Raw genomic sequence first — 24,831 nt, 5'->3', positions numbered from 1 at the left:
ACCTGCCCCACGGTCTGCCCCACGCGCCTGGCGGTATCCACTGCGCCGCGCGCCTCAATCTTTTTCAGCACGGCCAGCACATCACGCGGGCCAATGCTGCCCATGGGCTTGTTGCCAAGGCTGGGGAACACGTCACGGTGGAGCCAAGTGTGGGCGCGCTCGCTGGTGCCTTCGGTGCGCTGCGCGGTGGTGGCCTTGAGCCATGCCAGCGCCACGGCCTCGAAGGTGTTTTCCGCCTGGGCAGCGCGGGCGGCTTTTTCTTCGCGCTTGGCGGTGCTGGGGTCTATGTCCTGGGCCAGTTGCTCTTTGGCGCGCTTGCGGGCTTCGCGGGCCTGGGCTAGCGACACCGCCGGATAGACACCAACGGCCAGCGTCTTTTGCTTGCCGTGCATTCGGTAGGCCATGCGCCAATACTTCCCCGCAGCCGTGACGTGCAGGTACAAGCCCCCACCGTCGCTGTGCTTGTCGCCGCTGGGCTTGCCGCTGTGTTTGGCGGTCTTGGTGAAGGTGTCGGTCAGGGCCATGGCTGCATCCTTGTGCTGGTTGTTGGTATGCGGTTTGTGGATGTGCGCCACCTACCAACAGAACTACCAACAAAATGTTGGGATGCCATGATGCCCCGTGACACGGCCTGGGGCAAAGAAAAAGCCCCGTTGCCTATGGAGCAAGGGGCTTTTGGGATGGCCTGACATGGCCTGATATGGTGATTTGGTGCCGGTTGTCGGAATCGAACTGACGACCTACCGCTTACAAGGCGGGTGCTCTACCAACTGAGCTAAACCGGCGAAGCTGGCATTCTAATACCGAAAATACGTGCTGCTAGCAAAAAATCAGATTTGAGTGCATTCTGCGGGTAAAAATCAGCCGAACAACGCCAAAATTTACTTCACCCGCTTCAATGTTGGTCTGACAGCACCGACCGTTGGTGGCGTGCGGGGTGTATCGCCACCATCATCGGGCGCTGGATCGGTGGGCACCAACTGCACGATGCGCTCTTCATCCACTGATCGCTCTGTCGTACCCAAAGCGTCTGAGACCACCGACGGTGCGCGCCCGCGACTGGACTCATCCAAAGGAGAGAGCAGATCTGCGGGTGGAGGAAAGGCCATACCTTGACCATTTTCACGCGCATAAATCGCCAACACGCGACTCACGGGAACCATGATGTCACGCGCCTTGCCACCGAACCGCGCTTTGAATTCGATGAAATCATTGCCCAGCAAAAGTCCACTGGTGGCATCCAGGCCAACGTTGAGGACAATCTCACCATCTTTCACGTATTCACGCGGCACCTGCACGGAGTCGTCCACACGCACCGCCAAGTACGGCGTAAACCCGTTGTCTGTACACCATTCGTGCAATGCCCGGATGAGGTAGGGGCGCGTAGTGGTGGATTCCTGTGCGTTCATGGTGCCTGTGTGCGAAGTATGGACAAGTGTTGCGCAGCTTACTTGCGCATGACTTTCTCAGAGGGCGTGAGCGCCTCGATGTAAGCAGGGCGCGAAAAAATACGCTCGGCATATTTCAGCAGCGGAGCAGCGTTCTTGCTCAGATCAATGCCGTAGTAGTCCAGGCGCCACAGCAGCGGCGCAATGGCCACGTCCAGCATAGAGAAGCTCTCGCCCAGCATGTATTTGTTCTTGAGAAACACTGGGGCCAATTGCGTGAGGCGATCACGGATGTGTGCACGTGCTTTTTCCAGAGCCTTTTCGTTGCCCTTGGTAGCACGCGACTCCAGGATGTTCACATGCACGAACAACTCTTTTTCGAAGTTCAGCAAGAACAGACGCACGCGCGCGCGATCTACCGGATCGCCAGGCATGAGTTGCGGGTGCGGGAAACGTTCATCAATGTATTCATTGATGATGTTCGACTCATACAAAATCAGGTCACGTTCAACCAGAATGGGAACTTGGCCATAAGGATTCATCACGCTGATGTCTTCAGGCTTGTTGTACAAGTCCACATCGCGGATTTCAAAATCCATTCCCTTTTCGAACAACACGAAACGGCAGCGGTGGGAAAAGGGGCAGGTCGTACCCGAATAAAGCACCATCATGGCAAGAGACTCCTAAAAACCAAAAGAGTGGAACGCACGCAGCGCCCACTCTAAAAAAGATTCGACCGCGCATTCAGCGCGGCTGAGCGAATCAAAGCTTACTTCACGTCTTTCCAGTACGCAGCATTGAGCTTCCAGGCAATCGCCGTCGCAAACGCCAGGAAGATCAGCACAAAAATGCCCAAACGCACACGGGTATTTTGTGCAGGCTCGCCCATCCATTGCAGGTAGCCGACCAAGTCACCAATGGCCTCGTCGTACTGCTGCTCTGTCATGGCGCCAGGACTGATGGTTTCCCAGCCCTTGAAGACATGGGTGGTTTGCCCGTGGCTTTGCTGCTCTTCAAAAATGGCATGGCGCTGGCCTTGCAACTGCCACAGTGCATGGGGCATACCCACGTTCGGGAAGACCAGGTTGTTCCAACCGGTAGCCTTGGCCTCATCGCGGTAGAAGGTGCGCAAGAACGTGTACAGGTAGTCTGCACCGGTACCACCAGCACCTGCACGCGAACGTGCAATCACGGTCAGGTCGGGTGGGTTGGCCCCAAACCACTCTTTGGCCTGCTTGGGATCAATGGTGGCCTTCATGGTTTCACCGATCTTGTCGGTGGTGAACAAGAGGTTGTCCTTGATCTGCTCATTGGTCAGGCCAATATCGGTCAAACGGTTGTAGCGCATGAAAGCGGCCGAATGGCAACCCACGCAATAGTTGACGAACAGCTTGGCCCCGTTTTGCAACGCACCCAGGTCATTGACCTTATTGGGCGCCTTGTCCAAGGGCATGCCGCCACCTGCGGCGTGCGCTGTACCCGCCAGCAGGCCGAGCGCAGCAATGAACGAGAGAATGATTTTTTTCATGGTGTTCGTCTCCAGCTCAATGCGCAGCAAAGGTCACACGGTCGGGCACTGGCTTGGGCTCACCCAGGCGACTCCACCATGGCATCAACAGGAAAAATCCGAAATAAAACAGCGTACCAACCTGCGACACACGCTCGCCAACAGGCGATGGTGGCTGCACACCCAGGTAAGCCAGCACCACAAAGTTGACCACGAAGACAGCGTACACATACTTGTGCCAGCTCGGACGGTAGCGGATCGACTTGACCGGGCTTTGGTCAAACCAAGGCAGACCAAACAGGATGACCACAGCGCCCCCCATCACCACAACACCCCAGAACTTGGCATCAATCGACAGCATCAGCACCGAAACCACCACCGCAGCACCGACCACACCAGCCTTGATGAAAGCGGGCAGCTTGATCTTGACCACCGCCAGTACGGCACCCAGCAAAACGCAGGCAATCAGCACGTACATCATCTCGCTGGTAATGGCACGCAGCATGGAATAGAAGGGCGTGAAATACCACACCGGGGCAATGTGCAGAGGTGTTTGCAGCGGATCCGCCGGGATGAAGTTGTTGTATTCCAGGAAGTAGCCACCAAACTCGGGGGCAAAGAAGATCACCGCCGTGAAAGCCATCAGGAACAAGCAGACACCCAGAATGTCATGGACGGTGTAGAAAGGATGGAAGGGAATGCCATCCAGCGGATTGCCCTTGGCATCCTTGGGGGCCTTGGGGCCCTTGATTTCGATACCGTCGGGGTTGTTCGAGCCCACATCGTGCAACGCCAGCAAGTGCGCTACCACCAAGCCCAGCAGCACCAGCGGTACAGCAATCACGTGGAAGCTGAAGAAGCGGTTGAGCGTGGCGTCCGACACCACGTAGTCACCACGGATCAACAGCGCCAGATCAGGGCCGACAAAAGGCACAGCGGCAAACAGGTTCACGATCACCTGGGCGCCCCAATACGACATCTGGCCCCAGGGCAGCAGGTAGCCCATGAAAGCCTCGGCCATGAGTGCCAGGAAGATGGCGCAGCCAAAAATCCAGACCAGCTCGCGGGGCTTGCGGTAGCTGCCGTAAATCAGACCACGGAACATGTGCAGGTACACCACGACAAAGAAGGCCGAGGCTCCCGTGGAGTGCATGTAGCGGATCAACCAGCCCCAAGGCACATCGCGCATGATGTACTCGACCGACTCGAAAGCCTTGGCCGCATCGGGCTTGTAGTGCATCACCAGGAAGATACCGGTGACGATCTGGATCACCAGCACCAGCAGGGACAGCGAACCGAAGATGTACCAGAAGTTGAAGTTCTTCGGCGCGTAGTATTCGGACATGTGGACGCGGTAGGCGTCAAACGCAGTCGGGAAGCGGTTCTCAAACCAGTTGGTGAGTTTGGCACCGCCCGAGGCGTTGGGAGAGATTTCCTTGAATTCGTGAGCCATTTTTTTCTCCCTCAGGCCTTCTTGTCGTCACCAATCAGGAGCTTGGTCTCTGAGAGGTACATGTGGGGTGGCACTTCGAGGTTATCGGGTGCAGGCTTGTTCTTGAAAACGCGGCCAGCCATATCGAACGTCGAACCGTGGCAGGGGCACAAGAAGCCGCCCTTCCAGTCAGCGGGCAACGAAGGCTGTGCGCCAGGCGTGAACTTGTCGGAAGGCGAGCAACCCAGGTGGGTGCAAATGCCCACAGCGACGAAAATTTCAGGCTTGATGGAACGGCCCTCGTTGCGGGCGTACGCGGGCGTGAACTCGTCGGGCTTGCGCTCGGATTTGGGATCGGCCAGCTGGTCATTGAGCCCGGACAAGTCGGCCAGCTGCTCGGGGGTGCGTCTGACGATCCAGACCGGCTTGCCACGCCATTCGGCGGTCATTTTTTCACCGGGCTTGAGGGCGGAGATGTCCACCTCGACGGCAGCGCCGGCAGCTTTGGCTTTTTCGGAGGGCTGGAAAGTACTCACGAAAGGAACGGCGGTTGCCACGCCGCCCACCGCACCCGCACAGCCGGACGCAATCAGCCACGTCCGCTTGCTGGAGTCGATTGGAGTGTCACTCATGGGAATCCTCGATGAACATCGCTATATTGGGGGTTAGCCTCAAATTGTAGCGGAGTGAAAAAGGGCCCCGCCACCCGTCTGCCTGCGTTGACAGCGCTTGGGGGCCGGTGATACTGCACGCTTTGATCCCAGCAAGGAGTTTTTTATGGGAATGGTGCAGGAATTCAGAGAATTTGCTATCAAGGGCAATGTGATTGATCTGGCGGTGGGCGTGATCATTGGCGGTGCCTTCGGCAAGATCGTGGACTCGGTCGTCAGCGACCTCATCATGCCGGTGGTGGGCTTGATATTTGGCAAGCTCGATTTTTCCAATCTCTTTCTGGTGCTGGGCAGCGCCCCAGAGGGCACGGCCATGACGCTGGATGCACTCAAAAAGGCGGGCGTGCCGGTGTTTGCTTACGGCAGCTTCATCACGGTGGCGGTGAATTTTTTCATTCTGGCGTTCATCATCTTTTTGATGATCAAGCAGATCAACCGGCTCAAGCGCGAAACCCCGGTCGCGCCGCCCGCCCCGGTGGCCACCCCTGAAGACATCGTGCTGCTGCGCGAGATCCGCGACAGCCTCAAGCACTGAAGCGCGCACGAATGCTACTTTTTTGGTAGCTATTCGCGCTTGCTACACCTGCCTTACAGGCATTTTTTATGCCAATTTTTGGGCCATGCGTACAGCCTCGATCAGGCTGGAGGCATCGGCCACGCCCTGGCCTGCGATGTCAAATGCGGTGCCGTGGTCGGGGCTGGTGCGCACCAGCGGCAGGCCCAGCGTCACGTTCACGCCTTTGTCCACGCCCAGGTACTTGACCGGAATCAGCCCCTGGTCGTGGTACATGGCCACCACCACATCGAACTCGCCGGGGTGCCCTGGCGCATGGCGCGCGCGCATGAACACCGTATCGGGCGCCAGCGGGCCACTGACCTGCAAGCCCTGCGCACGGGCCGCAGCAATGGCCGGGGCGATGTACTCAATCTCCTCGCGCCCGAACAGCCCGCCCTCGCCTGCATGGGGATTGAGGCCCGCTACAGCAATGTGCGGCGCACGGCCCAGGCTGCGCAAAAGCGCCGCATGGGTGATGCGTAGCGTTTGCAGCACGTTATCGAACGTCACCGCGTCCAGCGCCTGGCGCAACGACACGTGGATGCTCACCAGCACGGTGCGCAGCTCATCGCTGGCCAGCATCATGCGCACGGGCATGTCGGCCAGCGCCACACCGGCATGTGCTGCCGCCTCGGCCTGTAGCAGCTCGGTGTGGCCAGGGTAATCAACGCCTGCGGCGTGCAGCGCCTCTTTGTGCAGTGGCGCAGTGACCAGCCCGGCGATGTCGCCGCGCAGCGCCGAGCGCGCCGCCCACACCACACAATCGGCGGCGGCGCGGCCCGCCTCTGCGCTGATCTGGCCAAACGGCTGCGGCCCCGGTACACCCGGCAGCTGCCACACCGGCAGGCAGCGCGGCGGCACCGACAAAGCCTGCGCAGGCTCGGTCAGCAAGGCCACGGGCAGCGATGGCTCTCCGGGCCGCTGCACGCACTGCGCAGCGCGGCGCAACGTGGCCAAGTCACCCACCACGAAGCAGCCGCGCAGATCATCGGGCGCATCGCGGAAGGCCTTGGCGATGGTTTCGGGGCCGATACCGGCAGGATCGCCTTGGGTGATGGCCAAGAGTTTCGGCGGGGTGGGGGCAGTCATGGGTGATTAACTCCAAGCAAAATTGGGCTCCAAGGCTCACCAATATTGCGCTAACAGCTATACAAAAAGGAGCAAATTAGCTGTTGATGGCGCCATGGATCGGCTGGGCGTTCAGGCCGGGTTGTCGATATCGATGAACACATGCTCCAGGCCGTGCAGGGCCGCCACATGCGCAGCCACGGCGGGGGCGCCGTAGCGCTCGGTGGCGTGGTGGCCTGCTGCGATGAAGGCCACGCCCATTTCACGCGCCAGGTGCGCCTGTGGCTCGGAGATTTCGCCAGTCACAAAGGCATCGGCACCGGCGGCGATGGCGGCCTCAAAGTAGCCTTGCGCACCGCCGCTGCACCAGGCCACGCGCCGGATGGGCGCTGCGCCGGGTGGCACCACCAGCGTGGCGCTGCGGCCCAGTACGCGCTCGATGTGCGCTGCCAGGGCCTGGGCGCTGGGGTAGTCCACACTGGCCACGCAGCCCAGTTCCTGCTCGCCAAAACGCGCATCAGCAGCCCAGCCCAGCGCTTGTCCCAAGCAGGCGTTGTTGCCCCATTGGGGATGCGCATCCAGCGGCAGGTGGTAGGCAAACAGGCTGATGTCGTGCGCCAACAGGCGTTGCAGGCGCTGCTTCATCCAGCCGGTAATGCGTCCGTCCTGCCCGCGCCAGAACAGGCCGTGGTGGACAAAAATGGCATCGGCCTGCTGGGCAATGGCCGCATCGATCAGCGCCCGGCTGGCGGTCACGCCGCTGACGATGCGCGCAATCTGCGCCTTGCCCTCCACTTGCAAGCCGTTGGGGCCGTAATCTTTGAAACGTTCGGGTTGCAGCAGTGCATCGAACGACTGCAGCAGGGTGTCTCTGGAAATGCTCATGCGCGCTATTGTCGTGCCGACGGCTTTGCCCAGCCGGTGTGCCACCCGGCATGGCGCAGGCAGCTGAGGGACAATGGCGCCCTGCCCTAGTGCCCACTTCGCCTTATTCTTATGAAACGCTTCTGGCTGCTTTTTTCCCAGGCCGTGACGGTATTCGTCGCGGGGTATTTTGTGGTGGCTACGCTGCAGCCCGACTGGCTACAACGCGGCGCCACTCGCTCCGGGGCAGGCATCGCCCTGTTTGAGGCCCCCGCCGGTGATGCCGCCCAGCCCGCGCCCGGCAGCTTCAGCCCGGCAGCGCGCAAGGCGGCGCCTGCGGTGGTGAGCATCAACACCAGCAAGGCGCCCGTGCGCGATCCGCGCAGCAGCGACCCCTGGTTCCAGTTCTTCTTTGGCGACCAGGGCAACCAGCCACAAACGGGTCTGGGCAGTGGCGTCATCATCAGCCCCGATGGCTACATCCTGACCAACAACCACGTAGTCGAAGGCGCCGATGAAATCGACGTGACCCTGACCGACAGCCGCCGCGCGCGTGCGCGCATCATCGGCACCGACCCCGATACCGACCTGGCCATCCTGAAAATCGAACTCGACAAGCTGCCCGTGATCGTGCTGGGCAACTCCGACCAGCTCGCTGTGGGCGACCAGGTGCTGGCCATTGGCAACCCCTTTGGCGTCGGCCAGACCGTGACCAGCGGCATCGTCAGCGCGCTGGGGCGCAGCCAGCTGGGCATCAATACCTTTGAAAACTTTATCCAGACCGACGCAGCCATCAACCCCGGCAACTCGGGCGGCGCGCTGGTGGATATCAACGGCAACTTGCTGGGTATCAACACCGCCATTTACTCGCGCTCGGGGGGCAGCATGGGCATTGGTTTTGCCATTCCGGTGTCCACGGCCAAGATGGTGCTGGATGGGATCGTCAAAGAGGGCCAGGTCACGCGCGGCTGGATCGGCGTGGAGCCCAGCGAGCTCTCGCCCGAGCTGGCCGAGACGTTTGGCGTCAAGGCCACCGAGGGCGTGATCATCACCGGCGTACTGCAAGACGGCCCCGGCGCGCTGGCCGGTCTGCGCCCCGGCGATGTGATCGTGCGCGTGGGCGACAAAGCCATTACCAGCGTGCCCACGCTGCTGGCCACGGTGGCCTCGCTCAAGCCCGGCGTGCAGGCCAACTTCCACGTGCAGCGCGGCGACCGGATGCTGGAGCTGGGCGTGACCCCGGGCCTGCGCCCCCGGCCCGCAAGGGCGCTGCGCCGCTGAGCGCGGTAGCGGTCAGCCGGTCAGCCGGTCAGCCGGTCAGCCGGTCAGCCGGTCAGCCGGTCAGCCGGTCAGCCGGTCAGCCGGTCAGCCGGTCAGCCGAAAAATACTATCAAAATAATAGCTACCAGCGCTCACCCCTATTGGGCTGGCAGCTGTTTTTACCCAAAATCAGGAAAAATCAGGAAGACGATGCGGGCTGATCAGCCTCTTCCGGTGCCTGGGTGTGCTTGATGAAAATCTGCGCTGCCCAGATGCCCAGCTCATACAGCAGGCACATGGGAATGGCCAGCGCCAGTTGCGACACCACATCGGGCGGCGTGACGATGGCGGCAATCACAAACGCCAGCACGATGAAATAGCCGCGAAACTCGCGCAGCTTGGCCACGCTCACAATGCCCATGCGCGCCAGCACGATGACCACGATGGGCACCTCAAAGGCCAGACCAAACGCCAGGAACATGGTCAGCACAAAGCCCAGATAAGCCTCGATGTCAGGGGCGGCAGTGATGCTTTTGGGGGCAAAGCTCTGGATGAAGCTGAACACCTGGCCGAACACGAAGAAATAGCAAAAGCACACGCCGACAAAAAACAGCAACGTGCTGGACACCACCAGCGGCAGCACCAGTTTTTTCTCGTGCGAATACAGGCCCGGCGCCACAAAGGCCCACACCTGCCAGAGCACAAACGGCAGGGCCAGCAAAAAGGCGGCCATCAGCAAAATCTTCAGCGGCACCATGAAAGGCGAGATCACCGAAGTGGCAATCAGCGTGGCGCCCTTGGGCAGGTGCGCCACCAGCGGCGCAGCCAGCCAGTCGTACAGCGTGCCCGGCCCTGGAAAAAAGAACAGCAGCGCCGCCGCAATGCCCACGGCAATCAAGGCTTTGACCAGGCGGTCGCGCAACTCCATGAGGTGCTGCACAAAGGGCTGCTCGGTGCCAGCGAGTTCGTCGTCTTGGGAAGATTTGTCGGACATGGTGAAGTGCTGCGGGTTTTACACCCGCCGATGCCGTGCAATGCGCCGCAGCATCAATGGAATTTGGGAGGCCGGTGGCGCGCCATGCGTGCGGCGCCCGACTGTGCCTTGGTGCGCACGCCATTGCGCGACTTGTACCACTGCGGCATGGCACCGCGTTTGAGACGCCAGTTCTTGCCCGGATGGCGGTAGGCTGGCACCACCGTGCTGCTGGCCGGTGCGTCCAGCGCAGGGGTGGTGTTGAAATCGGTGGCCTGCGCCCAGTCTTTTTCGAACTCGCTGGCGCTGGTCTGTATGGACTGCTCCACGTCGCGGGCAGCGCCCTCCATGGTCTCTTTCATTTTTTTGAGCTCGTCGAGCTCCATGGAGCGGTTGACCTCCGATTTGACATCGGCCACATAGCGCTGTGCCTTGCCCAACAAAGTGCCCACGGTGCGCGCCACGCGCGGCAGCTTTTCGGGGCCGATGACGATGAGCGCCACCGCGCCGATCAGCGCCAGTTTGGAAAAACCAATGTCAATCATGCCTGCACGCGCTCAAGGTGCTTCAGCTCTTGTGCTTGGCTTCGACGTCGATGGTGGTCTTGTCGGCCACTGCGGGGCTGGCCACCTGGCCATTGGGCGGCGTGGCAGCGCTGTCGGGCGTGCTGCCGTCTTTCATGCCGTCTTTGAAGCCTTTGACAGCGCCACCGAGGTCAGAGCCCATGTTCTTGAGCTTTTTGGTGCCAAACACCATGACAACGATCAACAGCACAATCAGCCAGTGCCAAATGGAAAACGAGCCCATGAATATCTCCTAAGGAATACGGTGGATTTTAGACGGGGGGTATGACAACCCCAAGGGCATATCCCCTTGCTGGCCGCAGCGTCAGCCCTTAAGCCAGGGGCGCGGCCCGCCCATGACGTGAACATGCAGGTGGTGGATTTCCTGGCCACCTTCAAGCCCGGTGTTTACCACGACGCGGAAACCCCCTTCAGGGTAGGGCTTGCAGCCTTGCTCCAGCGCCAGGCGCGGTGCCAGCGCCATCATGCGCCCCAGCAGGGCCGCATGCTCGGACTGGGCATGGGCCAGCGATGGCAGGTGCAGGCGCGGCACCATCAGAAAGTGGACTGGTGCCCACGGGTGGATGTCATGGAAGGCAAAAATCTCGTCGTCTTCATAGACTTTGCGGGACGGAATCTGGCCGACAATGATTTTGCAGAAAAGGCAGTGGGGGTCGTGCATGGTGAGAACGCAAGTTCACGCACCGCAGTGCGCAAGGTTAAAACTGGAGCGCACGCCCACATCCTGGCGGTGCGCTTGCAGCCATTGCTGGCCTACCGTACGGCCCAGCGCAAACAACTGTCGCATGAAAGCCAGGTCGGTACGGGTTTTGCTGGCAGCGCCAAAATCTGCCAGCGCTGCGCCACCATCAATGCGGTGCATGCGCACCTCTTTGTAGTGGTCCATTTCTATCTTGCCTTCATCGCGCAGGCGGCGCACAAACTCGATGGAGCGCAGCTCGGCCAGCAAGCCAGCGTTGAAGGTGATTTCGTTGACGCGGTCGGTGATTTCGGCAACGGTGGCAGGCACCCGCAGGTGCTCGACCGGGTTGATCTGCACCAGCAAAATGTCGCTGCTTTGTGCGGCGTAAATCAGCGGGTACAGCGGCGGGTTGCCCGAATAGCAGCCATCCCAGTAAGCGTCGCCGCCGATCTCCACCGCCTTGAACACCAGCGGCAGGCAGGCCGAGGCCATGACGGCATCTGCCGTCAGGCGCGCTCCCGAGAAGATTTCGCCGTGCCCGGTGCGCACATTGGTGGCACAGACAAACACCTTGGGGGCGGCGCTGGAAGCGGCCAGCACGTCAAAATCGACCTCGCGCTCAAGCAAGTCGCGCAGCGGGTTGATGTCCAGCGGATTGACCTGCGCGGGCGCCAGCCAAGGCGTCATCATCGCCAGTCCCGGAAACACCTGTGACAACGGCGCACTCCAGGCCATGTTGCCCATGGCACCAGTGCCCTCCCAGAGCCGCGTGAGCGTGGCCCGCGCCAAATCGGCACCGGCTTGGCGCACATCATCGGGATCGTGGTACCGCTGCGCGGCTTGGGCAAACCCGTGCGCCACAGCCACCGCATTCATGGCGCCTGCGCTGGCGCCGCTGATGCTGTCAAACGCTATCTCCCCGTCTTCCAGCAGCGCGTCCAGCACCCCCCAGGTGAGCGCACCGTGCGGCCCACCGCCTTGCAACGCCAGATTGATGCTGCGCCGGGTATCGGGCTCAGACATCCAGCGCCTGGTCTTTGTTCATGGCCACCATGCCACGCACGATGCGGTAGAGAAACCACAGCGAGATCAGTGCCCAGGCCACCCAGCCCGGAAACAAAAACAGCAGCCACAACGGCGCTGTCACCAGGTACAACACACCCGCCCACAACACAGTACGGATGCGCCACGAAAAATGGCTGGCCTGCCAGGAACCCTCGGCATCACCGCGCTTGACCAAGTCAATCACCAAAGCGATCAGCAGCAGCGCTGCACCGGGCTGTGCGCCCGGAACCACCGCACCCACCGCCACGATCAGGTGCAGCACATAGCTGACCCAGCCCCAGGCTTTGAGGCCCTCGGCTTTTTCGGCCTCGGTTTTGACGTCAATGATGTCGCTCATGGGGAACTGCCCTCCTGCTCGGCGCGCGCAACCGCTTTGCGCAGCGCTTTTTCTTCGATGCCGCTGGTGCCTTCGCGGCGCACCAGTTCTGCCACCACGTCAGCGGGCGAGAACCCGTAGTGCGCCAACGCCACCATGGAGTGAAACCACAAATCGGCCACTTCATAGATGATCTTGGAAGCATCACCGCCGTGGTCAGCGTCCTTGGCGGCCATGACCACCTCGGTGGCCTCTTCGCCGATTTTTTTCAGAAAAGCGTCCGGCCCTTTGTGCAGCAGGCGCGCCACGTAGCTGGCTTGCGGGTCGCCGCCGTTGGCGCTTTTGCGGCTTTCAATGATGGCGGCCAGGCGCGCCAGGGCGCCTTCTTCAGCGGTGTGGGGTGTGGAGTCAGGGGCTGTGCTCATGGGCATCACTTGTAGATGGTTTGCGGGTCTTTCAAGACCGGATCGACGCTGTGCCAGGCGCCTTCTTTGAGCACGCTGAAAAAGCAGCTGTGGCGCCCCGTGTGGCAGGCAATGCCCGGCTCGTGGCCCTGCTGCGTGACCTTGAGCAGCACCACGTCGTTGTCGCAGTCGAGGCGGATTTCATGCACGGTTTGCACATGGCCGGACTCTTCGCCCTTGAACCACAGCTTGCCGCGCGAGCGGCTGAAGTACACGGCGCGCCCCAGTTCGGCTGTTTTTTGCAGGGCCTCGCGGTCCATCCAGGCAAACATCAGCACATCGCCCGTGCCCTGCTCTTGCGCAATCACGGGCACCAGGCCCTGCGCATCCCACTTCACTTGGTTAATCCAGTTCATGGCGCCCATTGTCGGTGATTTGCTGCACTGCGGCATGGCCCGCAGTTGATATGAAAATGATAGCTGCTTGCGCTTATCTGGCGGGCTTCTGAGGTGAATTTCATTCAAAAAAGACACCGCCGCAGACCGCAGCCAAACGCCGCCTGGTGCTTACAGACGCACCGGAATGCCGCGCGCCGCCATGTGCTGTTTGGCCTGCTGCACGGTGTATTCACCATAGTGAAAGATGCTGGCCGCCAGCACCGCGTCGGCACCGCCCAGCTGTATGCCGTCGGCCAGGTGATCCAGATTGCCCACGCCCCCCGAGGCGATCACGGGCACGCTCACCGCGTCGCTCACGGCGCGCGTCAGCTCCAGGTCAAACCCGGCCTTGGTGCCGTCGCGGTCCATGCTGGTGAGCAAAATCTCGCCCGCGCCGCGCTGCGCCATGTTGGCAGCCCACTGCACCGCATCCAGGCCGGTGTTTTTGCGCCCGCCGTGGCTGTATACGTCCCAGCCAGCACCCACGGGCTGGCCATCCGGGCCCAGGCGCTGCGCGTCTTCGGGCGTGCGGCGTTTGGCATCGATGGCCACCACAATGCACTGCGCACCGTACTTGCTGGAGACGGCGTTGATGATGTCGGGATTGGCCAGTGCCGCCGAATTGAAGCTGGTTTTGTCCGCGCCCGCATTGAGCAGGCGGCGCACGTCTTCCACGGTGCGCACACCACCGCCCACCGTGAGCGGAATAAAGACCTGGCTGGCCACGGCCTCGATGATGTGCAGGATCAGGTCGCGCCCGTCGCTGGTGGCAGTGATGTCGAGGAAGGTGAGCTCGTCGGCTCCTTGCGCGTTGTAGCGCGCCGCGATTTCGACCGGGTCGCCCGCGTCGCGCAGTTCAACAAAATTGACGCCCTTGACGACCCGGCCACCGGTCACGTCAAGGCAAGGAATGATGCGTTTGGCAAGCATGGCGCTGTAAATCTGGCAGTTCAAAAGAAGGCCCGCAAGATACCACGCAGGCAGCGGCGCCATGGCCGACCTAACCAGACAGGCAACACCCGCGCTGACAAAAACCGGTACCCTGCGCGACAAGGATTAAGGGGAAAATTTCGCGCCAACGCAAGAATTTGAATGGACTATTTGCTTTCAAAACGTAATAGATGAAAGCAATCAATCCCTCCATAAAATTTACGCTCACATCGACAAGCATCATTTTGTTGCATTTGCGTGACTATGTTCCATGCGTCTTTCAAGACTCCTCCAGTGACGACCAGTAACCCATTCACCGCCAAGCCTTGGCTGGCAGCGCTTTTCGCTTGTGGCGTAGCCGTCACCCCATTTGCTGGCGCCAAGGAAAAACCCACCAGAAACAAAGACACCGCCACGGTGGCTATGGCCGTGGAGGAAACCACCCAGGAGCGGCTGCCGCTGCGCCAGTGGAAAAACAGCTTCAAGCAGCTGGGACTGGGCAACCCCCTGACGCTGCGCGGCGTCGAGAGCGAGGGCAGCATCGGCGTGAGCGTGCGCCGCGATGAGTTGGTGGAGGCAGCCAGACTGCGCCTGACATTCACCCTGTCGCCCGCCCTGCTGCCGGGGCTGTCGCACCTGAAGGTGATGCTGAACGACGAACTGTTACAAACCGTCGTACTGAACAAAGAACAACTGGGTACGCCGCAAACGGTGGAGCTGGACATTGATCCGCGCTACTTCACCGACTACAACCGGTTTCGCTTCCAGTTCATCGGCCACTACACCACCGAGTGCGAGAACCCCAACCACAGCAGCCTGTGGGCCAGCGTGAGCAATGACAGCACCCTGTCGCTGTCGCTGCGCCAACTGCCCCAGCGCGACGATCTGGCTTTGTTGCCCGCACCCTTTTTTGATGCGCGCGACAACCGCCCGGTTCAGCTGGCTTTTGTGTACCCCAAGCAGCCGGACATGGCAGTGCTGAAGGCATCGGGCTCCGTGGCCAGCTGGCTGGGCATGTTGGCTGGCTACCGGGGCAACGACTTCACGGCGTTTGAAGACCAATTGCCAGAGCGCCACGCCGTGGTGTTTGCCACCAACGCCCAGCGCCCGGCGTTTTTGCACGATCTGCCCCCCGTGAAGCAGCCGACGCTGACCCTCTTGCCCCACCCCAACACCCCCGGCGCCAAGCTGCTGCTGGTGCTGGGCCAGGATGCGGCACAGCTGCAAATTGCCGCCGACGCCCTGGCCCTTGACCGGGCCGCCCTGACGGGCTCCAGCATGGCTATCACAGCGCTGGAGTATCCACCACCCACGCGCCCCTATGACGCACCCAACTGGGTTACCAGCGAGCGCCCGGTGCGCTTGGCCGAACTGGTGCCCAACCCCCGGGATTTGCAAGTGCGCGGCACGGTGCTGAACGAAACCATCAGCATCTCCACCCGCATGGCCCCCGACTTGTTCACCTGGAATGCCAAGGGCATACCGCTGGACTTGAAATACCGCCACACCCCCGGCAACGACGCTGACCCCGGCACACTGAACGTGTCCATCAACGACCAGTTCATTGAAAGCTATGCGCTGGCTTCGCGCAGTGAACGCAGCGACAGCAAAAACAAGGTGCTGCTGCCGCTGTTTGACGAAAGCAGCCTGCCTTCCCATGCCGGCTTGAAAGTGCCCGCCTTCATGCTGGGCAGCAACAACCGGCTGCAGTTTGGTTTCTACATTCCACCCAACGATCTGGGCCAATGCCGGTCGTTGCAGCCCGTGGAGCGCATCGCCGCCATTGACCCACAATCGACCATTGACCTGACGGGCTTTCACCACTACATCGCCATGCCGAGTTTGGCGGCCTATGCCAACAGCGGCTTTCCGTTTACCCGCGTGCCTGATCTGGCGCAAACCTCCGTGGTGCTGCCCAACCAGCCGACGGCGGCCGATGTGCAAGTGTTCTTGACGGCCATCAGTCGCATGAGCGCATCGACGGGCTACCCGGGCACACGCTTCAAGTTGCTGTCGGCAGCACAGGTAGAACAGGCGCGCGACACAGACATTCTGCTGGTAGCGCAGGGCGATCGCGACGGCCTGCTGGCCCAGTGGAAGCAGCACTTGCCCGCACTGGTCGCGGCCGGAACACGCTCCGTAGCACCACTGGAGCGGGCCATGAGCGCCCTGACCCACTGGTTCCAGCCCGACCCGGCCCTGGAACGCTCGCCTTCGGGCGGCCGCACCACCCTGGAAGGAGAAGGCGCCTTGGCGGCCCTGGTCGGGTTTGAGTCGCCCCTGCACAGCGGGCGCAGCGTGGTGGCCCTGACGGCCAATGACAGCGCCGCCATGGAGCGGGTCAGCGCCGGACTGAACGACTCAGGAAAAATCCAGCAAATGCGCGGCGACCTGGTTTTGCTGCGCGCTGAAACGATCGACAGCTTTCGCATCAACCCGATTTATTACGTAGGCAGCCTGCCATGGTGGCAATGGCTGTGGTTCCATTTGCACAGCCACCCGCTGCTGCTGGCTTTGCTGGGCATTGGCGCTGGCTTGTTGGTGACTTTTGTCGTGTACGGTGCACTGCGCGCCATGGCAGCACGCCGCCTCAGAGGTGAACATGGCTGATTTATCACTGCGTCGCAACATGCTGTATGCCGGGCTGTGCTCCCTGTTGCTGCCGTTGCCCAGTCTGGCAGCCCAAGCGCCCGCCAGTGTGCCGCCACCATCGGGCAAGCCAACCGACACCACCGCCAAGACACCCAGCCCAGCGGCAGCCAACACACCAATATGGCCAGCGTGGGAGTCGTTTCGCACGCAATTCATGAACGAAGGCGGGCGCATTCTTTCGGGCGCCGAGGGCACCGGGCAGACCTACTCCGAAGCACAGGCCTATGCCCTGTTCTTCGCCCTGGTGGCCAACGACCGCGCATCTTTCGAGAAAATTCTGGCGTGGACAGAAAACAACCTGTGCGCAGGCGACATGACCACCCGCTTGCCCGCCTGGCTGTGGGGCAAACGCCCGGATGGCACCTGGGACGTGATGGACAGCAACCCCGCCTCAGACGCCGACATCTGGATCGCGTACGCGCTGGGCGAAGCCGGGCGTCTGTGGAACGAGCGCCGTTACCGCGCGCTGTCAACCCTGCTGGCGGCGCGCATCCTGCGTGAGGAAACTGCCGATCTGCCCGGTCTGGGCCGCAGCCTGCTGCCTGCGCCCAAGGGCTTTACCCAAGGCGATCAGCGTTGGCGCTTGAACCCCAGCTACATGCCCCTGCAAGTCATGGAGTGGCTGGCGCGCACCCAACCCCAGCCCGAGTGGCGTGCGCTGGCCAACAGCTCGCGCAACATCATCATTGGCGCGTCGCCCAAAGGGTTTACACCCGACTGGACGCTGTACGACGCCCAACAAGGCTTCCTGCAAGATACCGAAGGCGCAGAAAAAGGCCAGGGTGGCTACAACGCGATTCGCGTGTATTTATGGGCCGGCATGGTGCACCCCGATGCCCCCGACCGCCAATCCGTGCTGGACGCGCTGGCACCCATGGCGCGTTTTGTCCGCCAGCACGGCTACCCGCCAGAAACCATTGACATCCTCAGTGGAAAGCACAGCGGCGCAGCTGCCTCGGGCTTTTCGGCGGCCATGCTGCCCTTTTTGCGGGCCACCCAGGAAAGCACCGCGCTGCAAGAACAGCGCACGCGCCTGCAAGCACGCCCTGTCCGCAAGAACGCCTACTACGAACAGGCACTGGCCTTGTTTGGCATGGGCTGGGACGACAATTTTTACCAATTCACGGCCTCTGGACAGCTCCAGGTGCGGTGGCAGCGCTGATGCGTGGCGCCCCTTTCTCCAGCCACGGCTGGTGCGTGGTGGTGGCGGCCTGCGTGGCCAGTGTGCCGGTGCAGGCGCTTGCCCAGACCAAAGCATCCACACCCTCCAGCACCCAAGTCGAGCTGCTGCGGGGAGCGCAGATGTGGTCGGCCAAAAACCGTGCCGATCTGGCACGCCAGCTGATCGAAAAACTGCTGCTGGCCGACCGTTATTCACCCGTTGGTTTGGCCTCTTTGGGTGAACTGGCCCTGCGTGAAAACAAGACCGAAGAAGCACAGCGCATTTTGGCCACCTTGCGCGCACAGCACCCGCAAAGTCCCTTCACCAAAGAGCTGGAGATGCTGGTGCAGGTGTACGGGCCTGAGCGTGAAAAACTGGCACAGATGCGCCTCATGGCACGCGCTGGTCGCATGGACGAGGCAGCGCAGATGGCGCGCACACTGTTTCCGGCAGGCCCGCCCACCATTGGCAGCCTGGCGCTGGAGTATTTTCAGATCGTCGGTGGGGCTACAGGCCAGGGTGCGTATGCACAGCGCCACCTCCAGCGCCTCTACCAGCAAACCGGCGAATCGCGCTACCAACTGGCACTGCTGGACATGCAACTGGCGCAAGGCACGCGGGCACACACGCTGCTGTCCGCCATTGAAGCGCTGGCCGGGCAAGCCGATGTGGACACCTTGGCACTACAAGCGCTGTGGCGCCGGGCACTGGCCCAGCAAGGCGACAACGCCGCCGCTGCGCGTTCAGCGCAGCGCTTCCTGCGTCTTTTTCCGGGCGATACGGCCATGGTGGAGCGCCTGGCCGCCCTGCAACAAGCCCAAGAGCGCGTGCAGCAGCGGGCCCAAGACCCTGCCCAAGTGGCGCGCAATGCCGCCTTGCAGGCACTGGAACAAGGCAACGCCGCATTGGCCGAAGAAAAACTGCAACTGGTTTTGGCATTGCGCCCGCGCGATGCAGACAGCATTGGCAATCTGGGCCTGATTCGTCTGCGCCAAGGACAGCACGCCCAAGCGCAGGAACTGTTGGGCCAAGCCTATGCCCTGTCGGGCCAGGAGAAATGGGCTAAGCTGCAAAGTACGGCCCGCTTTTGGGGGCTGCTGCGCCAAACCGAGTTGGCGTTAGACCAAAACGAGATCGATACCGCTGAGGGTCTGGCACGCAAGGCGCTGGCCCTGCAACCCGCCAGCCCGGAGGCACTCAATACCCTGGCCGGCATCCGCACCCTGCAAAACGCGCTGCCCGAAGCACAAATGCTGTATGAGCAGGCCCTGCAACACGACGCTGACAACAGTGACGCTCTGAAGGGTCTGGCCCGTGTGTACGCACGCCAAGGCCAACCAGACCAAGGGCTGGCACTGCTGGAAAAAGCGGTTGCCAGCCATGCCGATCTGGCTGGCAAACTGGCCGGCCCGCGCGCCGACCTGCTGCAAGAGCAGGCCAAAGCATTTGTCCAGGCACAACGCCCCGGTGCGGCACTGCGCGCACTGGAAACCGCTGTAGCACTGGAGCCAGATAACCCCTGGGTACGCCACAGCCTGGCGCAACTGTATGTGCGACTGCGCCTGCCCCAGGAAGCCCTCCACGCCATGGACGAAGGCGTAGCTCTGGCCCCTGGGGCAGCGCCCATGCGCTATGCGCGGGCGCTGATCCGCAGCGCCCTGGACGATGAATCTGGCGCATTGGCCGACATGGCGCACATCGCTCCCGCTGATCGCACTGAAGGCATGCAGGAACTGGTGCAACGCGCTTCAGTGAACCAGCTGATCGCACAAGCCACCAACAGCGCCACACCCGCCAGCGACACCGACACCCACAGCCTGCTGGAGCGCGCCGAGGCACTGGCCAAAAACGATGCCGACTTGCTGTATGCCGTGGCCAATGCCTGGTTCAAGCGCGGCCAACCCCACTCGGGCGTGGCGGTATTTGACCGGCTGCAAGAGCGCGCTGGCCCGTTGCCTGTGCCAGTGCAACTCGACCACACCGCCTTGCTGCACCGTGCACAAAACGATGCCGCTGTGGCACAGCGCCTGCCCCTTTTGCTGGCGCATTTGCAATGGAGTAGCGCACAAGAGGCGCAGCTGTTGGCCTTGTACGGCAACCACCAAGAGCGCCAGATTGAGCGCCAGCGCGCCGCTGGCCAACCAGGTCAAGCGCTCGAACTGGCACACGCCCCGCTGCCAGACATCCACACACGCAGCCATGCAGCCCCCACCCAGCAGCAGCGCCGCCGGGTGCAGGCACAGCTGCTGGCCGCCGCCGGTGAATACGCCGACGCCACCACCGTGCTGCAAGCACTGGTAGCCGAGTTGCCGGACGACGCAGCGCTGCGCATGGCGCTGGGCGACGCCCTGTCGCGCCAGGGACGCAGTGAAGAAGCTATGGAACAAGCGCGCTGGCTGGCGCAGCACCTGCCCCCCACCGATACCAACCAGCAGCTGGCACTGCTGCGCCTGTGGCAGCGCGCTGGCGACATGGCAGAGGCACGGGCTTTGTCGCTACAGCTACTGCAATCGGCCCCCGCTGATACCGATGTACTGCTGCACGCCGCGCGGCTGGAGCGCGCCGGACGCCAGTACGCACAGGCCATTGGGCTGTTTCAACGCGCGTGGGCACGGGAAGCGCACAGCGCCGGCATGGCACTGACGGGGACCGCCAACACGCCCGGCACACCCGATACCGCCGATACACCGCAGGGCAAGCCACTGGCCTTGACCTACAGTCTGCAATGGCCCTTGCCCGCCAGCACACCCGCTGCCACCCCGAACACATCTGGCCAGACTGACGCACTACCGGGCATGCCTCTGGCGCTGACATACACCCTGAACGCCTCTGCGCCCATCCACGCCACGGCCCACACCGGCCATGAAGCCCTGGACAAGATTGCCACCGAAGTACGCACCATTGAAGCGCGTCGGCAGGTCTGGATCGAAGGCGGGCAACAAACACTGGAAAAAAATGCCACCGAGGGCATCTCCAGCCTGCACGGCTGGGAACGCCCGATGGTGGCCTGGATGCCCCGGGGCTACGACGGGCACTATGTGCTGCACGTCGACCAAGTCCAGTTGGACGCAGGTGAGCTGCCGCTGCAAAGGGACAGTGCACGCAACTATGGCCAGGTCGCGGCATGGCCCGAGGGCGACTACCGCCTGGGCGGGACGCGCCAGCGCAGCACCGGCACCAACGTCGGTTTTGGCTTTGTGGGCGACAACCTGGAGTGGGACATTGGGGCGACGGGCATCGGCTTTCCAGTCACCAACCTGGTGGGCGGCGTGTCGCACAGCGACAGCACCGACGGCTTCAACTACCGGTTTGGCGTATCGCGCCGCCCTCTCACCGGCAACCTGATGACCTACGCTGGCGCGCACGACCCCATCACCGGAGCGGTGTGGGGAGGCGTCGTTGCTACAGGCCTATCCACCCGGGTGTCCACCGACATCGGCCCGTACAGCACCTCGTTGAGTGCCAGCTACGCCCTGCTCACCGGCAAAAATGTGCGCCGCAATACGCGCCTGCAACTGCGCTGGGCGGCAGACCGCGATGTCTGGCAGTCCAGCCACAGCACCGTCAACTTGTCACTGGCGGTGTCGGCCTGGCGTTACGGCCACGATCTGTCGGAGTTCAGTTGGGGGCATGGCGGCTACTACAGCCCACGCAACTACCTGTCGCTGGCGCTGCCGCTGGAGTGGAGTGGCCGCAATGGCGCCTTGACCTGGCTGGTGCGCGGCGCCGTATCGGCCTCGCGCAGCTCCAGCAGGGACTCCAACTTTTTCCCGACCAACCCGGCATTGCAAGCCCAGGCCAGCGACCTGGGGGGACAGCCTGTTTACCTGGGAGGGCGCAGCACCGGCCTGGGGCGGTCTTTTCGCGCAGCCATCGAATACGACCTGTCACAGCAACTGACCCTGGGCGCGCAACTCGACCTCGACCGCTCTGCCTACTACGCACCCACCAGCCTGCTGTTTTACGCCCGCTACCGCTTTCACCCCGTCCTGGTACCGCCAGAAAACCGCCCGCGCCCCGTGCAAACCTATTCCAGTTTCTGAGATGTCTGCGTCTTCCATGCTGCGGTCTTCCCGCCCATCCAAGCCTCCACTGAATTGGGGGGGTGTGCTGCGTACGCTCGCCCGCCCATGGCGACGCACCTCTGCACACCAGCCAAGCACGGCCCTGCCCATGGGGCTGGGTGTCGGCGCCTTGCCCGATGGCATGGGGCGGCTGCCGCACGGCACCCCCGTAGCGCTGGTAGCGCGCGACATGCCCAGTGCAGAACTGTGGCTGCCCGCTCTGCTGACCGATGCGGTGTCGGCTGGCAGCGTATTTTTGCTGGCACACGACCCGGAATGGATTGACCGCCTGCTGTCCTACCCCGCACTGCACACTGCCCATGCACAAGGGCAGCTGGTCATCTGGACGATGGCGCCAAACCTGCCGTCTGTATTGCGCACTCAAGGGCTGCGCCCCCTGTGGACCGAACTGCAAAGCGTTGGCCTGCGGCCTGAGCATGCGGTGTACGTCATGGATGCCCAGCCCCTGTTCACGGGGCTGGATATGCAGGCCTTGGTGCGCGTGGGCGAACAACTGCGCCTGCGCTGCCTGGAGCGCCAGCAGCCAGTTGTCTTGGGTTTTTGCCCGCCCACCATGGCACCACCGACCGATGTACTGCCCATGCTGCGCGAACTGTGCGGCATGACCATGCACATCGCCACCCTGTGTACCGGTGCAGACCACAGCACTTTGCACTTTGAGCGTTGGAACAGCGACAGCGGTGCCGTCTTCCAAACGGGTTTTGGCCTCACGCTGGACGCACAGACGCAGCAGCTGCGCTACGACGGCAGCCGCACCCAGGGCCGAGGCCAGGTCTTGGTGGAGGCGCCAGACCAGCGCGCAGTGATTGCCACCCGTGCTGCGGTAGCCCAGCAGCACGGCGTGCCACCGCACTGGCAAATCGTGGACGCGCTGGACGGCGTGGCAACGGCCGCTGCCCATAGCATTGGCGCCACCGTACTGATCGACGCGGGCAACAGCGACGGGTTTGAAGAGCGTGCGCGCCTGGTACACCACTTGCGCTTGACGCGCCCGCCCACCCTGAAAATCGTGGTGCGTGAGAGCACCGGCAAACTGCGCGCGCACAACGAACAAGCCCTGCTGCAGCTGGGCGCCAACGCGGTTTTTTACCGTGAACTGGGTTTTTCCCGTTTGCTGCAATTGCTGCAAGACATCCGCAGCCAAAGCTACCACCGCCCCGTCAATCCCGATTACGCGCAGGCATTGAACGCCTTCATGCCAGCGCTGGCACGCGGCTACCAACCAGCACCCGAGTTTTGCCGTCTGGTGCAGGGCATGCTGGAGCGCACGCACAGCATTGGCCTGGGCCACAGCATGGTGCGTTTGGACATCGCCCCCCAAATTGCCCACATCACCGCTTTGCGCGCGTGCAAGATGACGCGCGATGGCGACCTGGTCACTGCCAGCCACAGCGCGGTGTATGTGTTTTTGTTTGCCTGCCGCGAGCCCGATATTGAATCGGCCCTGGAGCGCCTGTTTGACGTGCCCGTGGCACAGCTTTTTACGGCCCAAAGCACCGACTGCTCGCACACAGGCATGCTGCAAATGCTCAAGGGGCTAGACCACGCCGCACGCCAGGGCCTGCCCGACTACAGCAACCTGCTCGCACCACTGGTGCCCACATCGCCTGCTGGCTTGGCCACACCGACGGTACCGGCCACTGCCAACCCAACATCCATGGCCACCGTGCCCGCGCTGCCGCCAGCCGTGCCCTCCAGCCTCGACTCTACGCAGGCGCCCACACCCACCGCATCGCCCGCAAAACGGCCCAGCATCTGCGCCAAGCCCATAGCCCAACGCCGCCGCGATCTTGCTGCGCCTTGAGCAGCCAACACCCGTTATGAATTTCTTCCTCTTGTTCGTTTCTGTCACTGTGGGCGCCGCGTTGGCCTGGGTATGCATCGCCTGGCTGCAGCGCAGGCACCAACGTACGCGTGCCTTGCGCTGCATCGTGCCCTATGCGTCCGCTGCACAGCGCCCAGTACCGCCGGAGCACAGCCCATGATGGCCACTACAGCCGCCCCGATTGCCATCGTCTCGCCACTGGGTGGCGCCGGGCGCACCACCCTGACAGCACATCTGGCCACCTTGGTGGCGATGCAAGGCAGGCCCTGCCTGGCGATTGACTTGTGCAGGCAAAACACGCTGGGGCGGCATTTGGGCGCACCAGAAAGCAACCAAACAGGCTGGGCCACACTGGCCGCACAAGGGCAGTGGTGGGGCGGCGCTGCCCTGAGCAACTCGGACGCGGTGGGCTGGCTGCCCTTTGGGGCGGTCAGCCTGCCGGAACTGGCCGCTTTGCAGCACGCATGGGCACTGAGTCCAGATTGGTTGCAAAATCGGCTTCAAGACCTTGATGTACCTGCGGATAGCGCTATCTTTTTAGATACACCTACCTGGCCTGCGCCACTGTCCTGTCAGGCCATGGCAGTGGCCAGTGTGGTGTTGATCGTGCTGGAAGCATCGGACCGCGCTTGTCATGCGCAAGCGCTGGTGGAGCAGGCTCTGGCGCAAGCACCGGCCGGTGTGCCATACGCCATTGCCATCAATCGCATCGACCCGCGCCGCCCCTCCCAACGCACGGCGCTGCAAACGCTGCGCGCGCAATGGGGCGACGTGCTGCTGCCCTACTCCGTACACGAAGATGAAAACATCGCCCAGGCCTGCGGGCAGGCTGCCAATGTGTGTGCTTGGGCACCGCAAGCCCAGTCCTCGCACGACTTGCAAGGCATCAGCCAGTGGCTGATGAACCACCTGCCGACAGCCCCGCAGGCCACACCCCACACCCCACTGGTGCAACCCGCATGACACCAGC

General features: G+C 62.4%; 24 protein-coding genes and 1 tRNA gene. 7 read left to right on the top strand and 18 right to left on the bottom strand.

Features of this window, described 5'->3' with window-relative positions; translation table 11 throughout:
• From EV674_RS13980 to petA, 7 genes are all read right to left on the bottom strand, one after another.
• Nucleotides 1–524 (bottom strand): tyrosine-type recombinase/integrase (locus EV674_RS13980; RefSeq protein ID WP_132750459.1); only part of this gene is annotated, 524 nt, incomplete at its 3' end.
• Nucleotides 525–709: 185 nt separating this feature from the next.
• A tRNA-Thr gene (locus EV674_RS13975) sits at nucleotides 710–785 on the bottom strand.
• A 96-nt stretch (nucleotides 786–881) separates the two neighbouring features.
• Nucleotides 882–1,409 (bottom strand): ClpXP protease specificity-enhancing factor, encoded by a 528-nt coding sequence (locus EV674_RS13970; protein WP_119013994.1) that lies wholly within the window; start codon nucleotides 1,407–1,409, stop codon nucleotides 882–884.
• A gap of 38 nt (nucleotides 1,410–1,447) precedes the next feature.
• A complete protein-coding gene (locus EV674_RS13965; protein WP_119013995.1) occupies nucleotides 1,448–2,059 on the bottom strand; it encodes a glutathione S-transferase N-terminal domain-containing protein in 612 nt (203 codons plus the stop codon).
• A gap of 98 nt (nucleotides 2,060–2,157) precedes the next feature.
• Nucleotides 2,158–2,916 (bottom strand): cytochrome c1, encoded by a 759-nt coding sequence (locus tag EV674_RS13960; RefSeq protein ID WP_119014047.1) that lies wholly within the window; start codon nucleotides 2,914–2,916, stop codon nucleotides 2,158–2,160.
• A 16-nt stretch (nucleotides 2,917–2,932) separates the two neighbouring features.
• Entirely contained in the window at nucleotides 2,933–4,348 is a 1,416-nt protein-coding gene (locus EV674_RS13955; RefSeq protein ID WP_119013996.1) for a cytochrome b, read from the bottom strand.
• An 11-nt stretch (nucleotides 4,349–4,359) separates the two neighbouring features.
• Nucleotides 4,360–4,959: a ubiquinol-cytochrome c reductase iron-sulfur subunit gene (petA, locus tag EV674_RS13950; protein ID WP_119013997.1), complete on the bottom strand. Its 600-nt coding sequence runs from the start codon at nucleotides 4,957–4,959 to the stop codon at nucleotides 4,360–4,362.
• 145 nt (nucleotides 4,960–5,104) lie between these two features.
• Between petA and mscL the strand changes: the two genes are divergently transcribed.
• A complete protein-coding gene (gene mscL, locus EV674_RS13945; protein ID WP_119013998.1) occupies nucleotides 5,105–5,533 on the top strand; it encodes a large conductance mechanosensitive channel protein MscL in 429 nt (142 codons plus the stop codon).
• 66 nt (nucleotides 5,534–5,599) lie between these two features.
• Here mscL and pdxA read toward each other — a convergent pair whose 3' ends face one another.
• Nucleotides 5,600–6,643, bottom strand: coding sequence for a 4-hydroxythreonine-4-phosphate dehydrogenase PdxA (pdxA, locus tag EV674_RS13940; RefSeq protein ID WP_119013999.1), 1,044 nt, complete (start codon nucleotides 6,641–6,643; stop codon nucleotides 5,600–5,602).
• Nucleotides 6,644–6,754: 111 nt separating this feature from the next.
• Nucleotides 6,755–7,507, bottom strand: a complete 753-nt coding sequence (locus tag EV674_RS13935) for a Nif3-like dinuclear metal center hexameric protein (protein WP_119014000.1) — start codon at nucleotides 7,505–7,507, stop codon at nucleotides 6,755–6,757.
• 111 nt (nucleotides 7,508–7,618) lie between these two features.
• Here EV674_RS13935 and EV674_RS13930 point away from each other — a divergent pair, with 111 nt between their 5' ends.
• Nucleotides 7,619–8,767 carry a trypsin-like peptidase domain-containing protein gene (locus EV674_RS13930; protein WP_119014001.1) on the top strand — a complete coding sequence of 383 codons (1,149 nt, stop codon included), beginning with the start codon at nucleotides 7,619–7,621 and terminating at the stop codon, nucleotides 8,765–8,767.
• Nucleotides 8,768–8,945: 178 nt separating this feature from the next.
• On the opposite strand, the gene tatC is transcribed toward EV674_RS13930, so the two are convergent.
• From tatC to hisF, 9 genes are all read right to left on the bottom strand, one after another.
• Entirely contained in the window at nucleotides 8,946–9,740 is a 795-nt protein-coding gene (tatC, locus tag EV674_RS13925; RefSeq protein ID WP_119014002.1) for a twin-arginine translocase subunit TatC, read from the bottom strand.
• Nucleotides 9,741–9,793: 53 nt separating this feature from the next.
• Nucleotides 9,794–10,264, bottom strand: a complete 471-nt coding sequence (gene tatB / locus EV674_RS13920) for a Sec-independent protein translocase protein TatB (RefSeq protein ID WP_119014003.1) — start codon at nucleotides 10,262–10,264, stop codon at nucleotides 9,794–9,796.
• Between the two features lie 22 nt (nucleotides 10,265–10,286).
• Nucleotides 10,287–10,526 carry a Sec-independent protein translocase subunit TatA gene (tatA, locus tag EV674_RS13915; protein WP_119014004.1) on the bottom strand — a complete coding sequence of 80 codons (240 nt, stop codon included), beginning with the start codon at nucleotides 10,524–10,526 and terminating at the stop codon, nucleotides 10,287–10,289.
• A gap of 81 nt (nucleotides 10,527–10,607) precedes the next feature.
• Nucleotides 10,608–10,964, bottom strand: coding sequence for a histidine triad nucleotide-binding protein (locus EV674_RS13910; protein ID WP_119014005.1), 357 nt, complete (start codon nucleotides 10,962–10,964; stop codon nucleotides 10,608–10,610).
• A 15-nt stretch (nucleotides 10,965–10,979) separates the two neighbouring features.
• On the bottom strand, nucleotides 10,980–12,008 hold the full coding sequence (locus EV674_RS13905) for a patatin-like phospholipase family protein (RefSeq protein WP_119014006.1): 1,029 nt from the start codon (nucleotides 12,006–12,008) through the stop codon (nucleotides 10,980–10,982).
• Nucleotides 12,001–12,387, bottom strand: a complete 387-nt coding sequence (locus tag EV674_RS13900; RefSeq protein WP_119014007.1) for a DUF4870 family protein — start codon at nucleotides 12,385–12,387, stop codon at nucleotides 12,001–12,003. The genes EV674_RS13905 and EV674_RS13900 overlap by 8 nt, the downstream gene beginning before the upstream one ends.
• Nucleotides 12,384–12,791: a phosphoribosyl-ATP diphosphatase gene (locus EV674_RS13895; RefSeq protein WP_119014049.1), complete on the bottom strand. Its 408-nt coding sequence runs from the start codon at nucleotides 12,789–12,791 to the stop codon at nucleotides 12,384–12,386. Before EV674_RS13895 ends, EV674_RS13900 begins: the two co-directional genes overlap by 4 nt.
• A gap of 5 nt (nucleotides 12,792–12,796) precedes the next feature.
• A complete protein-coding gene (hisI, locus tag EV674_RS13890; protein ID WP_119014048.1) occupies nucleotides 12,797–13,195 on the bottom strand; it encodes a phosphoribosyl-AMP cyclohydrolase in 399 nt (132 codons plus the stop codon).
• Between the two features lie 141 nt (nucleotides 13,196–13,336).
• On the bottom strand, nucleotides 13,337–14,137 hold the full coding sequence (gene hisF, locus EV674_RS13885) for an imidazole glycerol phosphate synthase subunit HisF (RefSeq protein WP_119014050.1): 801 nt from the start codon (nucleotides 14,135–14,137) through the stop codon (nucleotides 13,337–13,339).
• A gap of 294 nt (nucleotides 14,138–14,431) precedes the next feature.
• Here hisF and bcsB point away from each other — a divergent pair, with 294 nt between their 5' ends.
• The 5 genes from bcsB (at nucleotide 14,432) to bcsQ (ending at nucleotide 24,824) form a co-directional block, all read left to right on the top strand.
• Entirely contained in the window at nucleotides 14,432–16,747 is a 2,316-nt protein-coding gene (gene bcsB, locus EV674_RS13880) for a cellulose biosynthesis cyclic di-GMP-binding regulatory protein BcsB (RefSeq protein ID WP_241524980.1), read from the top strand.
• The gene (bcsZ, locus tag EV674_RS13875; protein WP_241524981.1) at nucleotides 16,740–17,951 is read left to right on the top strand and encodes a cellulose synthase complex periplasmic endoglucanase BcsZ; all 1,212 of its coding nucleotides are present in this window, start codon (nucleotides 16,740–16,742) and stop codon (nucleotides 17,949–17,951) included. The genes bcsB and bcsZ overlap by 8 nt, the downstream gene beginning before the upstream one ends.
• Nucleotides 17,951–21,994: a cellulose synthase subunit BcsC-related outer membrane protein gene (locus EV674_RS13870; protein WP_132750458.1), complete on the top strand. Its 4,044-nt coding sequence runs from the start codon at nucleotides 17,951–17,953 to the stop codon at nucleotides 21,992–21,994. Before bcsZ ends, EV674_RS13870 begins: the two co-directional genes overlap by 1 nt.
• 130 nt (nucleotides 21,995–22,124) lie before the next feature.
• A complete protein-coding gene (gene bcsE / locus EV674_RS13865) occupies nucleotides 22,125–23,840 on the top strand; it encodes a cellulose biosynthesis protein BcsE (RefSeq protein ID WP_157983700.1) in 1,716 nt (571 codons plus the stop codon).
• Nucleotides 23,841–24,017: 177 nt separating this feature from the next.
• Nucleotides 24,018–24,824, top strand: coding sequence for a cellulose biosynthesis protein BcsQ (bcsQ, locus tag EV674_RS13860; protein ID WP_157983701.1), 807 nt, complete (start codon nucleotides 24,018–24,020; stop codon nucleotides 24,822–24,824).
• Nucleotides 24,825–24,831: the final 7 nt, after the last annotated feature.

The sequence above is a fragment of the Simplicispira metamorpha genome, from assembly GCF_004341365.1.
Taxonomy (GTDB): Bacteria; Pseudomonadota; Gammaproteobacteria; order Burkholderiales; family Burkholderiaceae_C; genus Simplicispira; species Simplicispira metamorpha.
Note: the sequence above shows the minus strand (reverse complement) of the source record. Positions and strands in the feature narration are given on the sequence as shown.